We start from the raw sequence: 17,664 nt of genomic DNA on the forward strand, positions 1-17,664 counted from the left end.
CTGTGCGCCGAGAACGGCGTCTCAGCAGATGTAAAGCTGATTGCGATACATGAAATCGGGCGTCGGCGCGCAATGCGTCGGCAGCTCTTTCAGCGGCAGCGCCCCCGTCGCGGTACCCATCACGTCGCCGTAGGGGAGCAGCGTATACAACACCTGGAACAGCATGCGGTTGCGCGACTTCGGCGGCTCGCCCTTGTGCAGGCCATAGGTGTTGACCAGGAAGGATGAGCCGGCCGGGCCGGTCAGGTGTTCGAAGCGGCCGGCAAAGACCTGTTCCAGATAGGCCGCATGGTTGCGCTGGCCGCCGACGAAAAACTGCAGCGGATTGTGCTGGTCGTTGGTCGAGGCCCGGTAGAGTTCGGCGAAGCGGTCCGGACGATGGGAATTCGGCAGATAGACGTGGGGACCGGATTCCTCGTCGACGTCACTGAGATAGACGAACAGCTTGCAGAAGCGGAAGCAGTCCTTGTCGCGATGCAGGGTCTGCGGGCTGCCCGGAATGCCGCGGCCGGCATAGGAATGCCAGACGGAATAGGTGTCGATGATCGGCTCGAAGCCGAGATAGCCGCGCACGATGGACAGGATGGCCGGGTCGTTGGCGATGTCGACCAGATGCGGGCAGGTCAGGATGTCGCGGATGCCGTGGTTGGCCACGAAGGTGTTCGCAGGCGCCGCGTCGACCGGACCCTCGCCGACATAATCGCGGTTCTCGTTTTCATAGACGACTGTCTTGTCGGCGAAATGGGCGCGGATGTCGGCGATTTTCTCGGGGCCGACGAAGGTGCCGAGCTTCAGCAGGCCGGCTTTCGAGAAGATCCGCGCCGCGTCGCCAAGCGGCGCCTCCGGCGGGGCCAGGTCGGGAAAGGTCTGGCGCAGGTCGGCCACGATGCCGCGGGCATTCTGCTCCATGAAGCCCGGATCCGAGGCGATATAGGGCCGCATGCGCCGGATGGCGCTGCGCAGAAGCCGCTCGGGCGGCGCGGCGGAGAATTGCATCTGTTGCGCGGGCGATGTCATGGGCGGCTCTATCGGTTTCGCGGGATTCACGGAAATCATAGAAGGCCGGACGGTTTTGAGAAACCGTAAACGACGGCCGCCAAAACCAGCGGCTCGCTACCGCACCAGCAGCCGGCGCGCGGCGAAACCGCCCAGGCCGCAGACCGCCACCACGATGGCCATCGGCAGGGCGCTGCCGTCGTGCAGCAGGCCGACCAGGGCGCTGGTGACCGCGCCGGAGGCGAATTGCAGGGTACCCATCAGGGCCGCCGCCGTGCCGGCGCGGTGCGCCTCGCCGGCCAGGGCGCTGGCGGCCGCGTTGGGCAGCACCGCACCCAGGCTGGCGATATAGACGAATAGCGGCAGCCACAGGCCGAACAGGCCGCCGGCCAAAAATGCCGCCATCGCCAGCAGCAGCAGGCCGGCCAGGGCGGTCACGGCGATGCCGACGACCAGCACAGCATCCAGCGTGAAGCGGCGCAGCAGGGCGCGGTTGACCTGCGACAGGCCGATGATGCCGACCGCGTTGATGCCGAAGATCCAGCCATAGGCATCGGCGGGCACGCCGTAGAGATCGATGAACACGAAGGGCGAGCCGGCGATATAGGCGAACATGCCGGCCATCGCCAGGCTGGAACTGAGGGTATAGCCCATGAAGCGCCGCTGCGTCAGCAAAGCGCCATAGTCGCGCAGGGCCGAGCCCAGCGTGAGTCGGCGCTCCGGCGCGGCGACATGCGTCTCGGGCAGCCACAGCCGCGCCGCCGCCAGGACGAACAGGCCGAAGCCGGCCAGGAACCAGAAGATCGCCGGCCAGCCGAACCACACCAGCACATAACCGCCCATGAGCGGCGCCAGGATCGGCGCGACGCCCATCACCAGCATGAGCAGCGACATCACCCGTGCGCCCTCGCGCGGCTCGAACAGGTCGCGCACCATCGCACGCGCGATCACCAGTCCGGCGCAGGAGCCGAAGGCCTGCAGGAAACGGGCGGCGATCAGGCTGTCGATATCGGGCGCCAGCGCGCAGGCGACGGAAGCCGCCACAAACAGCAGGTTCCCGGCCAGCAGCGGCAGGCGGCGGCCGAAACGGTCGCTTAAGGGGCCATAGAAGAGCTGCCCGATGGCCAGGCCGAGGAAAAACAGCGACAGGGTCTGCTGCACCTTGCCGGCATCGGTGGCCAGGGCGCGCTCCAGCGCCGGCAGGCCGGGCAGGTACATGTCCACCGCGAGCGGGGTGAAGGCGCTGAGCGCGCCGAGAATGAGCGTCAGGCGCCACAGCGCGTGCGGCTTGTCGGAACTGGCCATGCGAAACACGGGACGATCCAGGAGGGGCGGTTTTCCGCCGGAAGAGGCCACGCGGTTCTACGGGATAATCGGCCTACTGACGAGTGCGCGGGATCACAAACCGCGTCATTTGGCCCTCTGCGGTAAACGGATACCTGAAAGCATGGCAGATGAATGACTTAATCGTGAGAGCGAGCTGGCGTTTACCCTTGAATTCGGCATCCGCACCGACAATATTGCCTAGCATAATCCATAACCCTAGGAGGCTTACACATGTCGACGCCGTTCAACCAGCCGCGCTATGGCTACGGCGCCACCACGATCGACCGTCCGGCGATCGACGAGGCGCTGCGCGCCTACATGCTGCGGGTTTACAACTACATGGGTTCCGGCTTGGCGCTCAGCGCCATCGTCGCCCTGCTGGTTTCGCAGTCGCCGGCCCTGATGCAGACCCTGTTCGGCAGCGGTCTGGCTTTCGTGGTGATGCTCGCGCCGCTCGGCCTGCTGCTGGTCATGAGTTTCGGCGCCAACAAGCTGTCGGCCGGCGCCGTGCAGGGCCTGTACTGGGCCTTCACCGCCACGATGGGCGTGTCGCTGTCGACCATCTTCATGGTCTACACCGGCCAGTCGATCCTGCGCATCTTCTTCATCACCGCCGCGATGTTCGGTGCGATGAGCCTGTGGGGTTACACCACCAAGCGCGACCTCACCGGCATGGGCAGCTTCCTGTTCATGGGCGTGATCGGCCTGATCATCGCCAGCGTGGTGAACATCTTCCTGGGCTCTAGCGTGCTGCAGTTCGCCATCTCGGCGATCACCGTGCTGGTCTTCACCGGCCTGACCGCCTACGACACCCAGCGCATCAAGTCGGAGTTCTATGAAAGCAATCCGGCCGACGTGATGACCAAGCAGGCCATCTTTGGCGCCGTGTCGCTTTACGTGAACTTCATCAACATCTTCATGGCCCTGCTGCAGCTCTTCGGCCAGAAGAACGAGTGATCCCGGCCTAACATCCGAGAAGACGGCCAGAGGCCCCGGCGGGAAACCGCCGGGGCCTCTTTTCATGTGCATTCTGGGGCCCCGGCGGGAAACCAGCAGGGCCTTTTCTTGTGCGGGGTCCAGGCCCGTCCCCGCCCCGAACCAAGCCCGGACCATTCGCTTCCCCCGTGACAAGGCCGATCCGGCGGACTTAAGCTTGTTCGTCTGCTTACGAAACAAGGATCACCCGCCCCATGAAGCTTGTCCTCGCGATGGTGAAACACGAGACCAACACCTTCTCGCCGATCGTCACCGATTTCGCCCGCTTCGAGTCCTGGGGGCTCTATACCGGCCAGGCCGCCATCGACGCCTATGCCAAGACCAACATGCCGCTGGGCGTCTATCTCAAGCTGGCGCGGGAACATGGCGCCGAAGTGGTGCTGCCGATGGCGGCCGAGGCGATGCCGGGCGGCCTGGTCACCGCCGATGCCTACAAGCGCCTGACCGATCCGATCCTGGAGGCCGTGAAGGCCGGCTGCGACGGCTGCCTGCTGGACCTGCACGGCGCCATGGTGGCCGAGGGCACTGAGGATGGCGAAGGCACCCTGCTGGAGCGCATCCGCCAGATCGCGCCCGACCTGCCGATCGCCGTGACGCTGGACCTGCATTGCAACCTGACCAGAAAGATGGTCGAGAACTGCACCGGCCTGATCGGCTACAAGACCTATCCGCACGTCGACATGGACGTGGTGGCCGAACAGGTCGGGCGCGTGGTGATGGACTTCATCGCCGGCCGGCGGCCGAAACCGGCCATGGCCCTGCGCCAGCTGCCGCTGCTGTCGCAGACGCTTTGCCAGGGCACCGACGACGAGCCGATGAAATCGGCGATCCAGGCCTGCCGCGACGAGGAAGCCAAGGGCCTGCCGGCCGCCAGCGTGTTCGGCGGCTTCGCCATGGCCGATATCAGGGATGCCGGCACCACGGTGATCACCATCGGCAACGACCAGAAACAGGCCGATGCCGCCGCCGACGCGATCGCCGCCAGGGTGTGGGACAAGCGCGATCTGCATGTCTACCGGCACCGCGACCTGGCCGAGACGGTGGCCAAGGCCAAGGCCATCAAGGATGGTCCGGTGATCCTGCTCGACCATGCCGACAATTGCGGCTCGGGCGGCACCCAGGACGTGATGATGGTGATCGAGGAAGTGCTGCGCCAGGGCCTGGAGGACGTGGCCGTCGGCGCGGTGTGGGACCCCGAGGCCGTTCGCATCATGCAGGCGGCCGGCGTGGGCGCCACCGTGACGCTGGAGCTGGGCGGCAAGAGCGAGATGCCGTCGCTGAAGCTGAAGGGCCGGCCGCTGAAGCTGACCGGCCGCGTGCGCACGATTACCGACGGCGAATGGATCGTGCGCGGCCCGATGTATAACGGCTACAAGGTGATGATGGGGCCGACCGCCGTGCTGGAAGTCGAGGGCAGGATGCAGATCGTCGTCGTTTCGCGGCATCATGAGCCCTGGGACACCGGGGTCTTCACTTCGGTGGGCATCGACCCGCAGCACAAGCGCTACCTGCTGCTGAAATCGCGCATCCACTATCGCGCGGGCTTCGCACCGCTGGCCAAGACCACCTTCACGCTAGACGGCGAGGGCGTCACCACCTCCGACAACCGCATCATCCCCTACAAGAACCTGCGCCGGCCAATCTATCCGCTGGACAAGATCAACGACTGGCAGGACGCCGCCAAATGAGCCGGGCGAAATAATGCTCAACGACCGCTGGGCTCTTCCGGTTGCCACTGACGATCCGGCGGTTGTCGCCGGCCTGGATACCTTCGACACCAGCTTCATCACCTATGGCACCACGGCGGCGGCCGTGTGGGAGGCGGCAAAGACCGATCCAGCCTGCGTGATGGCGCAGGCCAAGGCCGCCGCACTGGAGATGTTTCTGCAGACCGGGCAATCGTCGGTGAAGGCCGCGCCCTGGCTGCGGCAGGCCGAACCGCATCTCGACACGGCAACCGAGCGGGAAAAACTGTGGCATGCGCAGGTTGCCGCCTGGGTGGATGGCGATGCCGAAACCGCGATTGCGCTGTGCCGCGAGATCAATCGCCGCTGGCCGCAGGATCTGGCCGCCGTGAAGATGACCCAGTTCCACATGTTCCATGTCGGCGACCTGGCCGGCATGCTGGAAGTCGCCGAGGCCGCCCTGCCGGTGCATCGGCATGTGCCGGAGATGCATGGCATGCTGGCCTTCGCGCTGGAGGAGATGAACCGGCTGGACGAGGCCGAGACTGCCGCCCGCCAGGCGATTGCCATGAAACGCGCCGAACCCTGGGCGCATCACGCCATCGCCCATGTGATGGAAACCCAGGGTCGCTGCGCGGAGGGTTTCGACTTCATGAGCGGACTGGCCGATACCTGGGCCGACCGCAATTCCTTCATGCTGAGTCACAACTGGTGGCATGCCGCATTGTTTGCCATCGACAGCGACCGGCCGGAACAGGCACTCCGGCTCTACGACGACCGCGTCTGGGGCGTGTGGAAGGAATACAGCCAGGACCAGGTGAATGCCGTGGCCCTGCTGGCGCGGCTGGAATTCGCCGGCCTGGATGTCGGCGACCGCTGGCAGGACGTGGCCGGATACATCGGCAAGCGCGGGCCCGAGCATGTCGAACCCTTTCTGGATGCGCATTACCTGCTGGGGCTGACGCGGGCCGGCCGCGCCGTCGCCGCCGCGGATATGCTGGCCAGTCTGCGCGATTACGTTGCGCGGCAAAATCCCGAACGGCTGATGGGCCGCATCTGGCATGCTGTCGGCCTGCCGCTGGCCGAGGGCGTGGCCGCTTACGGCAGCGGCGACTGGCGGACGGCCTTCACGCGCCTGAAGCCGGCGCTGGACGGCCTGCAGCAGATCGGCGGCAGCCATGCGCAGCGCGACCTGTTCTGGCAGCTCTGGCTGCGCGCGGGCGCAAAGGCCGGCGAGATCGCAACGGTGAAGCCCTATTTCGAGCGACGTGCCGCCGAGCGGCCCAATGTGCCGAAACACCGGCGCGAACTGGCGCAGCTCGCGCAGATATAAAATTCCTGTAAACGAAACAGGCGGCGCGCAAAACATTCACGCATTGCGGCCGGAATCCGGCAGAGCGAGAATGCCGGCGATGCAGCGGCCTGTCCGATTCGCTTTCCGGTTCGGCCTTCCGCATGCAGCACAAAGCATGGGATGACCCCGATGTTGAACCGCATGAAGACGATCGCCGCCGCTTTTGTGATGGCTGGCTTCCTGGCCGGCGCCGTAGCGCCCGCCTTCGCCCCGACCGCCGAAGCCCAGACTTCGCAACCGGCGAAGAAAGCCGAGAAAAAGAAGGTTGCCAAAAAGGCCGAAAAGAAAAAGACCGGCGAGAAGAAAGTCGCCAAGACCAAGAAGGCCAAAAAGACCGCCTGATCGAACGGATCAGCGGCCGAAAGAATCAGGCCCTCGCCACGCGGCGGGGGCCTTTTGCTGTGTAGATCAGAATTCGGCTTCGCGCTTGGGCTCGAAGAATCGCAGCATCACTGCAAGGTCGCGGCCGCGCCGCACGATGCGCCCGCCCTGCGCCACGATGCTGAAGGCCCCCTGCTTGCGCGCCAGCTTCGGCGTCTTGACGATGCGGTAGAGCGGGCCGTCGGCGGTGCGGCGGAACACGGCGAAGCTGCAGCTTTCGCGATCATGGCCGATGGCGTAGTCGCGCCATTCGCCCTGGCCGACCATACGGGCATAGAGATTGAGGATCAGGTTGAATTCGCGCCGGTCAAAAAAAACCGCGCTCTCGGCGGCGCGGGCTTCGGGCGGTCGGGGATCTGTGGACCGCACGACCATGACGGTATCGGCAGGGACATTCGCGACCGAACCGGCGGAGAAGACCTCCACCGCCTCCGGACGCCGAAATCGCTGCAAGGTGATCACCTCGCTCATGCCGGAACGGACACCTCCCTGACGATGCGCACCGATTGGTCGAATCTTGGTCCCGCCCCGCCGTTACGTCAAGCCGCGATTGCCCCACGCCGCGCCGGAAACCGGGAAATCCGGCGACTTAGAGCTCGTTGAGCAGGCTCTGGACGGCGTCTTCGTCCATCTGCTGGTCGCCTTTTTCCAGCATGTCTTTGCGCCGCTCCTCGCCGGTATAGTTGGAAATCTTGTGCCGGCGGCGGTCGGGGCCGAAGAAATCGTCGGTGCGCACGAACTGGCGCGGATACTCGATCACCACGGTGATGCGCCGCGCCATGGTCTTGGCCGAGAACGGCTTGACCAGGAATTCGGTAACGCCGACATCGCGCGCCTTCATCACCTTCCATTCTTCCGACTGCGCCGTCACCATCACGATCGGCACGAACACGTTCTTCGAGGCCGGGTTCTTGCGTACCCATTCGACGAAGCCTAGGCCGTCCATCTCGCCGTCCATGTGCCATTCGGTGAAGATGATGTCGACCACGTTGGTTTCGAGATAGGTGATCGCATCCTTGGCATTCGTGCACTCGGCGATGCGGTTGACACCAAGCGGTCGCAAAACCTCCTTAATAAGCTGCATGTGGTTGTGGTTGCTGTCGACCACCAGCACCGCGACGTTATTGAGTTTGTATGCCATTGCGCGCGAAGCCCTTCAGCCGACCTCAGTCGAACAGCTCGATACTGCCGGCCTGAGTCTGCACGGCAGTAATCTTCTTGGCTGTTTCGCGCTGGAACACCGTCTTGGCGCTGGCATCCTCGATCTGCTTGACGCGGGCCACGCCACTGGACGGAAAATACTGAACCTTGCGCGGCAGGTTGCCGCGCAGGTCGGCGGCGGTGACCTTGAAGCCTTCGGCCTTGAGGTAGCGTTCGATGAAGTCGGCATTCTGATGGCCGATGCCGCGCAGGCCGGCCAGCACATTGGCGCCGCCGAAAATCTTCACTTCCAGCCGCTCGCGGCGGCCGCCGGACGCCAGGATTCCGTTGATCAACTGCTCCATCGAATAGCTACCGTAGCGCAGCGACGCGGAGAACGGCAAATCGGGATTGGTGTCGCCACCCTTGTCGGGCAGCAGGAAATGGTTCATGCCGCCCACCGCGGCCACCGGATCGCGGATGCAGGCGGCGACGCAGGAGCCCAGCACGGTGGCCAGCATTTCGCCTTCGCGCGTCGACACGAAGAAGTCGCCCTGGAACACCTGAACGACATTCACCTTCAGCACGGGATCGTAATACCGGCGACGCTCGCCGGCCGAACCGGCCGCGCCGGTATCGGCGTTGGGCGGCCGTCGCAGGATGCCTGAGGTGGTATTCATGGCCGGGCCATCATGGCTGGGGGCAGGTCATGGTTCAAGGCCGCTGGCGTCGTGCAGGATGGCGTCGCCCCAGTCCACCCCTTCATAGACGGCACCGGTCAGGCGGGCATTTGACAGATCGGTGTATATCCGCCGGCCGGTCTTCTCGCCCTTGGCGCTGAGGATTTCGGCGCTGCCGAAACGGCTGGCGGAAAGACGGGCATTGCGCAGGTCGGCGCCGGTCAGGTTGCAGCCGGCAAAGGTGGTGCCCAGGGCGCTGGCGCCGCGCAGGTCGCAGCCCGAGAGATCGGCGAACTTGAACACGGCCTGGTCCAGCTTGGCATCCCGCAGCGCGCCGCCGCGCAGCTTGATGCCCGACAGGTCGAGGCCGCGCAGGTCGAAGCCGCTCAGATCCTGGCCGCGCAGGTTGGCCGGGCGGCCGTCGCCGCCCTCGACCCAGCGCTTGTGTTCGGCCAGCAGGGCGTGGATTTCCTGCTCCGTCAGCGGTTTCGGCGCGGCGGCCGCCGGCTCGGCCGCCATGTTGGCCATCACCACATTGGCGCCGAAGGTCTCCACATCGCTCAAATCCACGCCATGCAGATGGGCGTCGGTGAGATTGGCGCCCTGCAGGGTGGCACCGGCCAGGTTGGCGCCGCTGAGTTCGGCCCCCACCAGATTGGCGCCGGCCAGCGTGGCACCGCCCAGATCGGCGCCGGAAAGGTCGGCACTGACCAGTTGGCAGTCGGTGAGCGCCGCATCCTGCAGGTTGGCGCCGGCCAGGTTGCTGCCGCTGAAATCGGCACCCAGGGCGTCGACCCCGATCATGGTGGCGCCCGCGAAATTGCTGCCCGTGACGTTCTGGCGCAGCAAGCCGACCGCCTCGGCGGGATTCTGGCCGATTTCGAGGCCGCGGCGGAAATTGGCGCCGGTCAGGTTCGCCCCGGCCATGTTGACGTTTTCGAGGGTGGCGCCGCGCAGGTCGGCGCGGGTCAGGTCGGCCTCCTGCAGGTTGGCGTCGCTGAGGTCGGCCTTGAACAGATCGCTCTGCACCAGCACCGCCTTGGCCAGGCTGGCCCCGCGCAGGATCGCATTGCGGAAACTGGCGCGCCGCAGATCGGCGCCCGACAGATCGGCCCCGGCCAGGTCACGGCCGGAAAAATCGGCCGGCTTGCCGGTCGGCATCCCCTTCAGCCAGAGATGATGGTGATGCAGCATCTCTTTGATATCGATCGGGTCCATTGAATCTGTCGCCCCGCCGCCAGCCCTGACCGGTAGTTAGCATGCCTGTAGCGTCTTGCCACACCCTCATACGCCAGCGCCGCGGTCAAATCTCCCTAGAATTTTGGATGGTTATCGAAAAAAAATGCCCCCATGAACAACTGGAAGTCGTACGGATGGGCTGCCGGCAAATTGACAGGCCCGAGGATTGTCGGCCGACTAATGCAAATTCACGCCGCTTATGAAAGAATTATTCTATGGGGAAGGCTCCAGCACCGCCGCAAGATTTTAAGCCAGAAGGCGACGAAACGACCGCAGTTCAGCCGGCATCGCCGCGTGAACTGCTCGATTTCATCGCCCTTGTCCTGCTGGCATTGAAGGAAGAGGTCGAGGATCTGCAGAAAGTGCAGAGCGCCAACGCCCAGGCCTTCGCCAACAAGCTGGTCGAACTGGGCAAGCAGCTGCCCGGTTCACCGGTGATGGGCGAAGTGGTCAGCCTGATGCAGACCGACGACCTGCGCAGCCAGCGCCAGCAGCATGTGATCAATGCCATCCGCTATGTCGAGGACATCATCCGCGACCAGTCGGGCCGCAACTGGGCGCCGCGCCTGACCAATCGCGCCGCCGGCTGGGGCGAGGGCCTGATCGCCAGCCAGACGCTGGAACAGGTGCGCGCACATTTCCAGCATTACCTGCTGGGCAGCGGCGACCAGGGCCAGGACCGCACGGCGAAGCAGCAGAAAAGCGAAGTTGAGCTGTTCTAGCCGCCATGTGCATTACAAACGATTCTGTTGCGACCGCCCGGCATGCCGTTTACCCTGCGACCGTTACCGTGGTGGTCGCTTTTCCGCCGCATCAGGAGCGCCGATAGCAAGTATGGCCGATAGCAAGCATGGCTGACCAAGACAGCGCCAATCCGCCCCCGGAGAAACCGGCAGGGGCCGCCTCTTCCAAGCCGGCGGGCGAGGCCCAGTTCGTCACGCCCCCGAATTATCTGAAGATGAAGGTGGGATCGGGCGGCATCGACAAGGAAGCGCTCAAGGAAGCCGAGATCGCCATCCAGGTGCTCGGCCACAAGATGTATGCCAAATGGGCCGACGACGATCTCGGCCGCATGCGCGCCGCTTTCGAGGAAATGAAGCAGACCAACCTGGACGATCCCGAGGGCGTCAAGCGCATGCTGCGCATCTGCTGGGACATGAAGGGCCTGGGCGGCACTTTCGGCTACCCGCTGGTCACCACCATCACCCATTTCCTCAGCAACTACCTGGAGCATTGCCTTGGTGACAGCCAGGCCCGGGTCAGCAGCGCGGTGGTGTCACCGCATATCGACGCGCTGTATGTGGTGCTGAGCCAGAAGATCAGCGGGGATGGTGGCGCCATCGGCCGCGAACTGGTGTCGGGCCTGGAAAAGGTCGTGCTGAAGACCGGCGCCCGGATCGGCACCTGAGCCGGCCGCAAGGCCCGCTTCCGCAAGACCGCCTAATCCCGGAAAACAGCGGCAAACGCTACAGATTGTGGCCCTCATTCAGGATAAGCCCGCGATTTAGCGGTTCTTTCTTGACCCCCTGAATCGCCACGGGTAGATTTTAACCGAATCGGGCCGCGCCGATTCGCCGCCTTGAGACTCAACTGTTGGGACAGGAACACCCGTGGATCTCGATCAAGGGTTGTTCGATGAAGTGGATTCGGGCATCGAGGATGCCGGCTACAGCCCGTCCTCGATCCAGGACGATCCGGTGATCGACGTGGATGTGGAGGATATCGAGGGGCTGGACGCCGAGGCCGCGGCGCCGGCGGGCCGCCTGCCCCGCATGGGCGAGCGCTTCAACACCGAAACCCGCTTCCACGGCCTGTCGCTCGCACAACTTGCGGTTCATTCGCTCTGGATCGTCGATTATTTACGCCAACTTGGCGAGACCGAGATGGCCGATGGCGATTTGGACAGCGTCGGGCGCTGCGCCGACGACCTGGAAAGCGCGATCATGCTGATGTTCCAGCTCGCCGGCGGCACCCGTCAGGAACTGCGTCAGCGCTATCACGAGATCGTTCTGGCGATGCGCTCGCGCCAGCATATGACAATTGATCTGGGCCGCACCCAATAAAACCAATCGCGTCCGAAGCCTCGGACGAAATTGTGGTTTTTTGGTAACCTATCCGGCAATCCCCCTTCCGTCACAGCTATCCCTCGGCTAGGCTTGCCGCATCAAGGCCCGCTGTCGTTTGGTTGGCTGCGGCAGGCTCCCGTTCAGCGGGAAGCCAGGGGGATGGTGAATGGACCCGTTCGCGATCACGAAGTCTGACGATGCGACCCAGCTCGGCCTGGTTGCCAGCATGGATCTGCGCACCGCCGAACCTCTGCTGCACAGTTTCCACGAGATTATGGCCTCCGGCGGCAAGGTTGTAATTGACGCCTCCGCCGTCGAACGCCTGTCCACCCCCTGCGTCCAGATCCTGCTGTCTGCCGTCCAGCATATGGAGCAGCATGGCATCCCCTTCATCGTGAAGTCGCCGAGCGATGCCTTCGTTTCCGCCTTCGACGATTTGGGCCTGTTCTCGTTTCTCATGAAATGGCCGGTACAGACATGACCAAAAGAGTGCTCACCGTCGACGATTCGAAGACCATGCTGCAGATGCTGCAGTTCGCCCTCAAGCAGGGCGGCTTCGATGTGATCCAGGGCGAGAATGGCCAGGAAGGTCTCGACCTGCTGGAGACCAACGACGTCGACGTCATCATCACCGACATCAACATGCCGGTGATGGACGGAATCACCTTCATCAAGGAACTGCGCAAGAAGCCGAAGAACAAGGCGACGCCGGTCCTGATCCTTACCACCGAAAGCAGCCAGTCGAAGAAGGAAGAAGGCCGCAGCGCCGGTGCAACGGGCTGGATCGTCAAGCCCTTCGATCCCGGCAAGCTGTTGGAGGTGATCCGCAAGGTCAGCCCGTAAGGGCGGCGTTGGGGGTGACGCGGAGCAGAAGCGGGACGCGCCATGGATGATCTAGCCCAATTCAAACAGACTTTCTTCGCCGAATGCGAGGAGCTGCTTGGCGACCTGGAAGGCCATCTGATGGCGCTCCAGTCCGGCGAAGGCGACAACAACACGCTGAACGCCGTGTTCCGGGCCATCCACTCGATCAAGGGCGGCGCCGGCGCCTTCGGCTTCGACCGTCTGGTCAACTTCGCCCATATTTTCGAGACCGTGCTGGATCTGATGCGCGACGGCCGGCTGGAGCCGACGCCGGATTCCGTCCTGCTGGTTCTGCATTGCGCCGACATCCTGTCCGACCTGGTCAAGGCGGCCCAGAATGGCACCGAATTGCCGGACGAGCATGAGAATGAAGGCCGCAAGTCGCTGATCGACCTGGCGGCCACCGTGGGCGTGAATGCCGACCCCCACGCCGCCGACGACGAACTGGCTGCGCTCGACGCCCAGCTTGAGGCCGGCGGCCCGGATGCCGTGGCCGCGGCTGCGGCTGCGGCCGAACCGCCAGCCGCCGCGCCCGAACCGGCGACCCCGGCTGCCACCCCGGCTGCCGCGCCTGCGGCGGCCCCCGCAGGCGCCAAGGCGCCGCTGCTGCGATACATGGTGAAGTTCACGCCGCGCGATGCGCTGTATCAGCGCGCGAACGAGCCGCTGATCCTGATCCGCGAGCTGAAGGAACTCGGCGGCTTTCTGGCCAAGGCCGATGCCTCGGCCGTGCCGGCGCTGGACCAGATCCATCCGGAAGGCGCCTACATCAAGTGGGAATTCGAGATCGAGACCGACAAGGGCGAACAGGCGATCCGCGACGTCTTCGAATTCGTGATCGACGATTGCCAGCTTGAGGTCACCTGCCTGAATCCCCCGGCCGCTGCACCCGAAGCGCCGCCGGAAGCCGCGGCGAAGGCCGAGGCCCCGGCCGCTGCCGCAGCCCCCGCCAAGCCAGCCGCTGCCGCCGCAGCCAGGCCCGAAGCCAAGGCCGCCGCCGGCGACGGGGCTGCCGCCAAGCCGGCCGCCGCCAAGCCCGATGCCGCGGGCGCTGGCGGTGCCGCCGAGACCAAGGCGGTGCGCTCGATCCGCGTCGATCTCGACCGCGTCGACAAGCTGGTCAACATGGTGGGCGAGCTGGTGATCACCCATGCCATGATCGCGCAGCAGACCGAGCATCTGCATGCCGACCAGCATCCCGAACTAGCCAATGGCCTGGCCGAGCTGTCGCATCACATCCGCGATCTGCAGGAAAGCGTGATGGCGATGCGCGCCCAGCCGGTGAAAAGCGTGTTCGCGCGCCTGCCGCGCCTGGTGCGTGAACTGGCGATGATGACCAACAAGAAGATCCGCCTCGATATGAGCGGCGAGAACACCGAGATCGACAAGACGGTGATCGAGCAGCTCGGCGATCCGCTCACCCACATGATCCGCAATTCCTGCGACCATGGCATCGAGAGCCCGGATGATCGCGTTGCGGTCGGCAAGTCGCCGGAAGGCGTGATCCATGTTTCGGCCGACCAGCGCGGCGGTCGCATCGTGATCGAGATCACCGACGATGGCCGCGGCATCAACCGCGACAAGGTGATGAAGAAGGCGATCGAGAAAAAGCTGATCGCGCCCGATGCCGTGCTGAGCAACGAGGAAATCGACAACCTGATCTTCCTGCCCGGCTTCTCGACGGCGGATACCGTGTCGAACATTTCCGGCCGCGGCGTCGGCATGGACGTGGTGCGCCAGAACATCCAGTCGCTCGGCGGCCGCGTGCATATCCAGTCGCGGCCCGGCCAGGGATCGAGCTTCATCCTCACCCTGCCGCTGACGCTGGCCGTGCTGGACGGGATGGTGCTGAAGGTCGGCATCCAGTCCTACATCCTGCCGCTGGCCAATATCGTGGAAAGCCTGCGGCCCGAGCCCGACCAGATCAATGTGGTGGCCAACCAGAGCGAACTGCTGCGCATCCGTGGCGAATATGTGCCGCTGGTCTATCTGCACCGCATCTTCAAGGTGCCTGGCGGCATCGACGATCCGACCAAGGCCCTGGTCATCATCGTCGAGATGGAAGACGGCTCGAAAATGGGCCTGGTGGTGGACGAGATCATCGGCCAGCAGCAGGTGGTCATCAAAAGCCTGGAAGAGAATTTCGATCCGATCCGCGGCGTTGGCGCCGCCACCATCCTGGGCAACGGCCGCGTCTCGCTCATTCTCGACGTCGCCGGAATCAAGCACATCGCCGAAAACGAAACCCAGCAGCGCCCCTCCCCGCAGGCCCGCCTCGCAGCGCCGGCCCTGCAGGCCAGCGCGTAAACACCAGGAGGCACGCAGATGGCTTCGGCAGAACGCCCCACCACCGGCGCAACCGCCACTGATCATGCCGGCCGCTCGCTGCGCACCGTGCAGCTCGTCTCGTTCACCGTCGGCAACGAGGAATACGGCGTCGACATCATGGCCGTGCGCGAGATCCGCGCCTGGTCAGAAACCACGCCGCTGCCCAACACGCCCGAGGTGGTGCGCGGCGTGATCAACATGCGCGGCGCCATCGTGCCGATCTTCGACCTGCGCGCCCGCTTCGGCATGCCCCGCACCGAACCCACCAAATACAACGTGGTGATCATCGTGTCGGTCGCCTCCCGCATCGTCGGCATCCTGGTCGATGCGGTGTCGGACATCATCACCATCAACGAGGATGAAATCCGCCCCATGCCCAGCATGGAGCAGGTCAGCGGCCTCGGTTTCATGGAAGGCCTGATCACGGTGGGCGAACGCATGGTCGGCCTGATCGGCCTGGAGCGCATGTTCTCCGGCCGCATGCTGGAGGCCGCCGACGGGGCCAGCGGCAAGCCGATGCTGCCCGGTCCGTCCGAAACCAGCGGAGCCGCGGCCTGAGCCGACGGAGCACCCATGGCGGTTGACACCAAAACAGCCGACACGCCCAGCGTCGAGGATCGGGAATTCAGCTTCTCGAAAGGGGATTACGATTTCCTGCGCTCGATGCTGAAGGAAAAAACCGGCATCGAACTCGGCCCCACCAAGCATAACATGGTCTATGCCCGCCTGGCCAAGCGCCTGCGCAAGCTGGGCATGAAAACGTTCCGGCAATATATCGAATTCATCGGCTCGCCCGAGGGCACCGGCGAACTGGGCACCACGCTGAATGCCCTGACCACCAATCTCACCAAGTTCTTCCGCGAGAACCACCACTTCGAGCATCTGGCCACCACCGCGTTGCAGGAAATCCGCGCCCGCGCCGTCAGCCAGGGCCGCCGTCTGCGTATCTGGTCGGCCGGCTGCTCCTCGGGTGAGGAACCCTATTCGGCGGCGATCACGCTGCTGCGCGCGATGCCCGACATCAAGCAGTGGGACGCCAAGATCCTGGCCACCGACATCGACACCGAGATGGTGCGGCGCGGGTCCGAGGGCATCTATCCGGCCGGCGCGCTGGAAGGCATGGCGCCCGATATCGCCAAGAAGTATTTCGAGCCTTATGGCGAGGACAAGGTGCGCGTGGTGGCGGAAGCCCGCAACCTGATCAGCTTCAAGCACCTCAACCTGATCGGCAACTGGCCGATGAAGGGCCCCTTCGACGTGATTTTCTGCCGCAACGTCGTGATCTATTTCGATAAGGACACGCAACGCGTGCTGTTCGACCGCTATGCCAATCTGCTGGCGCCCGGCGGTTTCCTCTACATCGGCCATTCCGAGAACCTGTTTGGCATCACCGAGCGGTTCAAGCTGCTGGGCCGCAACATCCATCGCAAGATCGCGTAAGGCCGGCAGGCCCTGGGAGCAACATCGTGGCGGGTAAAAAGATCAAGGTTCTCATCGTTGACGACAGCGCGCTGATCCGGCAGCTGCTGACCTCGGCGCTGTCCAGCGATCCCGAGATCGATGTGGTTGGCGCCGCGCCCGACCCACTGGTCGCCCGCACGATGATCAAGGAACTCAATCCCGATGTCCTGACCCTGGATGTCGAGATGCCGAACATGGACGGCATCTCCTTCCTGGAAAAGATCATGCGGCTGCGGCCGATGCCGGTGGTGATGGTCTCGACGCTGACCCAGAAGGGCGCCTCGATCACCATGCAGGCGCTGGAAATGGGTGCCGTCGATTTCGTGCCCAAGCCGACGCTCGACATCAAGCATGCCCTGGAGGAGATCAGGCAGGACCTGATCGCCAAGGTGAAGATGGCTTCCACCGCGCGGGTGGTGGCGCGCAACCGGCCGGTCGACGGCGCCGCGCCGAAGCGGCTGACCCCGGGTCCGGGCTTCAACTCGACCGACATCATCGTGGCGATCGGATCCTCCACCGGCGGCGTCGAGGCGCTGAAGGAGGTCATAACCGTGATGCCGCCCGACAGCCCGCCGATCCTGATCACCCAGCACATGCCGCCGCGCTTCACCGGCAGCTTCGCCGCCCGCCTCGACTCGCTTTCGGCCGTCACCGTCACCGAGGCCAAGGACAACGTGCGCGTCTTCCCCGGCCATGTTTACATCGCTCCGGGCGACTATCACCTGACGTTGCATCGTTCCGGCGGCCACTACTACACCAAGCTTAACCATGATCCGCCGGTTTCAGGGCATCGTCCGTCGGTTGACGTATTATTCAATTCGGTGGCCGAGCATGCCGGCCACAACGCCATCGGCGTGATCCTGACCGGCATGGGCAAGGACGGCGCCGTCGGCCTGAAGAAAATGCTGGAAGTCGGCGCCCAGACCATCGGCCAGGACGAATCGACCAGCCTGGTCTACGGCATGCCCAAGGCGGCCAAACTGATGGGGGCGGTGCAGGTGGAAGCCGGCATCGGCCATATCGCGCAGGAGATTCTGAACCGGTGCAAACAGCGTTGAGAAACCTTGTTTTTTGCGCTAGATACCATGATGTTATCCACAGTGTGGGCGCCCCCGGTCCAGGATGGGCCGGCCCAGCGAGTTGAGGAA

Annotated in this window: 19 protein-coding genes; 13 read left to right on the forward strand and 6 right to left on the reverse strand. The window is 64.4% G+C overall.

Annotated elements, in window-relative coordinates:
• Nucleotides 1-21: 21 nt before the first annotated feature.
• Both ACK4FK_RS17380 and ACK4FK_RS17385 read right to left on the reverse strand, forming a co-directional pair.
• On the reverse strand, nucleotides 22-1,017 hold the full coding sequence (locus ACK4FK_RS17380) for a phytanoyl-CoA dioxygenase family protein (RefSeq protein WP_409746501.1): 996 nt from the start codon (nucleotides 1,015-1,017) through the stop codon (nucleotides 22-24).
• A 96-nt stretch (nucleotides 1,018-1,113) separates the two neighbouring features.
• On the reverse strand, nucleotides 1,114-2,301 hold the full coding sequence (locus ACK4FK_RS17385) for a Bcr/CflA family multidrug efflux MFS transporter (protein WP_409746503.1): 1,188 nt from the start codon (nucleotides 2,299-2,301) through the stop codon (nucleotides 1,114-1,116).
• 252 nt (nucleotides 2,302-2,553) lie between these two features.
• Between ACK4FK_RS17385 and ACK4FK_RS17390 the strand changes: the two genes are divergently transcribed.
• The 4 genes from ACK4FK_RS17390 (at nucleotide 2,554) to ACK4FK_RS17405 (ending at nucleotide 6,699) form a co-directional block, all read left to right on the forward strand.
• Nucleotides 2,554-3,279 carry a Bax inhibitor-1/YccA family protein gene (locus ACK4FK_RS17390; RefSeq protein WP_409746505.1) on the forward strand — a complete coding sequence of 242 codons (726 nt, stop codon included), beginning with the start codon at nucleotides 2,554-2,556 and terminating at the stop codon, nucleotides 3,277-3,279.
• 233 nt (nucleotides 3,280-3,512) lie between these two features.
• A complete protein-coding gene (locus tag ACK4FK_RS17395) occupies nucleotides 3,513-5,006 on the forward strand; it encodes a M81 family metallopeptidase (RefSeq protein ID WP_409746508.1) in 1,494 nt (497 codons plus the stop codon).
• Between the two features lie 13 nt (nucleotides 5,007-5,019).
• Nucleotides 5,020-6,336, forward strand: a complete 1,317-nt coding sequence (locus ACK4FK_RS17400; RefSeq protein WP_409746510.1) for a tetratricopeptide repeat protein — start codon at nucleotides 5,020-5,022, stop codon at nucleotides 6,334-6,336.
• A 150-nt stretch (nucleotides 6,337-6,486) separates the two neighbouring features.
• Nucleotides 6,487-6,699, forward strand: a complete 213-nt coding sequence (locus tag ACK4FK_RS17405; RefSeq protein WP_409746512.1) for a hypothetical protein — start codon at nucleotides 6,487-6,489, stop codon at nucleotides 6,697-6,699.
• 66 nt (nucleotides 6,700-6,765) lie between these two features.
• On the opposite strand, the gene ACK4FK_RS17410 is transcribed toward ACK4FK_RS17405, so the two are convergent.
• From ACK4FK_RS17410 to ACK4FK_RS17425, 4 genes are all read right to left on the reverse strand, one after another.
• Entirely contained in the window at nucleotides 6,766-7,209 is a 444-nt protein-coding gene (locus ACK4FK_RS17410) for a DUF2794 domain-containing protein (protein WP_409746514.1), read from the reverse strand.
• Nucleotides 7,210-7,327: 118 nt separating this feature from the next.
• Nucleotides 7,328-7,879, reverse strand: a complete 552-nt coding sequence (locus tag ACK4FK_RS17415; protein ID WP_409746516.1) for a PleD family two-component system response regulator — start codon at nucleotides 7,877-7,879, stop codon at nucleotides 7,328-7,330.
• A 25-nt stretch (nucleotides 7,880-7,904) separates the two neighbouring features.
• Nucleotides 7,905-8,558, reverse strand: coding sequence for a chemoreceptor glutamine deamidase CheD (locus tag ACK4FK_RS17420; RefSeq protein WP_409746518.1), 654 nt, complete (start codon nucleotides 8,556-8,558; stop codon nucleotides 7,905-7,907).
• 27 nt (nucleotides 8,559-8,585) lie between these two features.
• Nucleotides 8,586-9,776, reverse strand: a complete 1,191-nt coding sequence (locus ACK4FK_RS17425) for a pentapeptide repeat-containing protein (RefSeq protein WP_409746520.1) — start codon at nucleotides 9,774-9,776, stop codon at nucleotides 8,586-8,588.
• A 236-nt stretch (nucleotides 9,777-10,012) separates the two neighbouring features.
• On the opposite strand from ACK4FK_RS17425, the gene ACK4FK_RS17430 reads away from it, so the two are divergent.
• From ACK4FK_RS17430 to ACK4FK_RS17470, 9 genes are all read left to right on the forward strand, one after another.
• Entirely contained in the window at nucleotides 10,013-10,519 is a 507-nt protein-coding gene (locus ACK4FK_RS17430; RefSeq protein ID WP_409746522.1) for a hypothetical protein, read from the forward strand.
• Nucleotides 10,520-10,647: 128 nt separating this feature from the next.
• Nucleotides 10,648-11,205, forward strand: a complete 558-nt coding sequence (locus tag ACK4FK_RS17435) for a hypothetical protein (RefSeq protein WP_409746524.1) — start codon at nucleotides 10,648-10,650, stop codon at nucleotides 11,203-11,205.
• Between the two features lie 202 nt (nucleotides 11,206-11,407).
• Nucleotides 11,408-11,860: a hypothetical protein gene (locus ACK4FK_RS17440; protein ID WP_409746526.1), complete on the forward strand. Its 453-nt coding sequence runs from the start codon at nucleotides 11,408-11,410 to the stop codon at nucleotides 11,858-11,860.
• 169 nt (nucleotides 11,861-12,029) lie between these two features.
• Nucleotides 12,030-12,344, forward strand: coding sequence for an STAS domain-containing protein (locus ACK4FK_RS17445; protein ID WP_409746528.1), 315 nt, complete (start codon nucleotides 12,030-12,032; stop codon nucleotides 12,342-12,344).
• Nucleotides 12,341-12,706 carry a response regulator gene (locus tag ACK4FK_RS17450; protein WP_409746530.1) on the forward strand — a complete coding sequence of 122 codons (366 nt, stop codon included), beginning with the start codon at nucleotides 12,341-12,343 and terminating at the stop codon, nucleotides 12,704-12,706. Before ACK4FK_RS17445 ends, ACK4FK_RS17450 begins: the two co-directional genes overlap by 4 nt.
• A 42-nt stretch (nucleotides 12,707-12,748) precedes the next feature.
• Entirely contained in the window at nucleotides 12,749-15,034 is a 2,286-nt protein-coding gene (locus tag ACK4FK_RS17455) for a chemotaxis protein CheA (RefSeq protein WP_409746532.1), read from the forward strand.
• A gap of 18 nt (nucleotides 15,035-15,052) precedes the next feature.
• On the forward strand, nucleotides 15,053-15,613 hold the full coding sequence (locus ACK4FK_RS17460; protein ID WP_409746534.1) for a chemotaxis protein CheW: 561 nt from the start codon (nucleotides 15,053-15,055) through the stop codon (nucleotides 15,611-15,613).
• Between the two features lie 15 nt (nucleotides 15,614-15,628).
• The gene (locus tag ACK4FK_RS17465; RefSeq protein WP_409746537.1) at nucleotides 15,629-16,495 is read left to right on the forward strand and encodes a CheR family methyltransferase; all 867 of its coding nucleotides are present in this window, start codon (nucleotides 15,629-15,631) and stop codon (nucleotides 16,493-16,495) included.
• 26 nt (nucleotides 16,496-16,521) lie between these two features.
• Nucleotides 16,522-17,574 (forward strand): chemotaxis response regulator protein-glutamate methylesterase, encoded by a 1,053-nt coding sequence (locus ACK4FK_RS17470; protein WP_409746539.1) that lies wholly within the window; start codon nucleotides 16,522-16,524, stop codon nucleotides 17,572-17,574.
• Nucleotides 17,575-17,664: the final 90 nt, after the last annotated feature.

Source organism: Ferrovibrio sp. (assembly GCF_046297895.1).
GTDB lineage: Bacteria > Pseudomonadota > Alphaproteobacteria > Ferrovibrionales > Ferrovibrionaceae > Ferrovibrio.

What these genes read in the sequence shown, in the direction of transcription:
- ACK4FK_RS17380 (WP_409746501.1), bottom strand. Translation starts at nt 1,017, where the DNA reads ATGACATCGCCCGCGCAACAGATGCAATTCTCCGCCGCGCCGCCCGAG.
- ACK4FK_RS17385 (WP_409746503.1), bottom strand. Translation starts at nt 2,301, where the DNA reads ATGGCCAGTTCCGACAAGCCGCACGCGCTGTGGCGCCTGACGCTCATT.
- ACK4FK_RS17390 (WP_409746505.1), top strand. Translation starts at nt 2,554, where the DNA reads ATGTCGACGCCGTTCAACCAGCCGCGCTATGGCTACGGCGCCACCACG.
- ACK4FK_RS17395 (WP_409746508.1), top strand. Translation starts at nt 3,513, where the DNA reads ATGAAGCTTGTCCTCGCGATGGTGAAACACGAGACCAACACCTTCTCG.
- ACK4FK_RS17400 (WP_409746510.1), top strand. Translation starts at nt 5,020, where the DNA reads ATGCTCAACGACCGCTGGGCTCTTCCGGTTGCCACTGACGATCCGGCG.
- ACK4FK_RS17405 (WP_409746512.1), top strand. Translation starts at nt 6,487, where the DNA reads ATGTTGAACCGCATGAAGACGATCGCCGCCGCTTTTGTGATGGCTGGC.
- ACK4FK_RS17410 (WP_409746514.1), bottom strand. Translation starts at nt 7,209, where the DNA reads ATGAGCGAGGTGATCACCTTGCAGCGATTTCGGCGTCCGGAGGCGGTG.
- ACK4FK_RS17415 (WP_409746516.1), bottom strand. Translation starts at nt 7,879, where the DNA reads ATGGCATACAAACTCAATAACGTCGCGGTGCTGGTGGTCGACAGCAAC.
- ACK4FK_RS17420 (WP_409746518.1), bottom strand. Translation starts at nt 8,558, where the DNA reads ATGAATACCACCTCAGGCATCCTGCGACGGCCGCCCAACGCCGATACC.
- ACK4FK_RS17425 (WP_409746520.1), bottom strand. Translation starts at nt 9,776, where the DNA reads ATGGACCCGATCGATATCAAAGAGATGCTGCATCACCATCATCTCTGG.
- ACK4FK_RS17430 (WP_409746522.1), top strand. Translation starts at nt 10,013, where the DNA reads ATGGGGAAGGCTCCAGCACCGCCGCAAGATTTTAAGCCAGAAGGCGAC.
- ACK4FK_RS17435 (WP_409746524.1), top strand. Translation starts at nt 10,648, where the DNA reads ATGGCTGACCAAGACAGCGCCAATCCGCCCCCGGAGAAACCGGCAGGG.
- ACK4FK_RS17445 (WP_409746528.1), top strand. Translation starts at nt 12,030, where the DNA reads ATGGACCCGTTCGCGATCACGAAGTCTGACGATGCGACCCAGCTCGGC.
- ACK4FK_RS17450 (WP_409746530.1), top strand. Translation starts at nt 12,341, where the DNA reads ATGACCAAAAGAGTGCTCACCGTCGACGATTCGAAGACCATGCTGCAG.
- ACK4FK_RS17455 (WP_409746532.1), top strand. Translation starts at nt 12,749, where the DNA reads ATGGATGATCTAGCCCAATTCAAACAGACTTTCTTCGCCGAATGCGAG.
- ACK4FK_RS17460 (WP_409746534.1), top strand. Translation starts at nt 15,053, where the DNA reads ATGGCTTCGGCAGAACGCCCCACCACCGGCGCAACCGCCACTGATCAT.
- ACK4FK_RS17465 (WP_409746537.1), top strand. Translation starts at nt 15,629, where the DNA reads ATGGCGGTTGACACCAAAACAGCCGACACGCCCAGCGTCGAGGATCGG.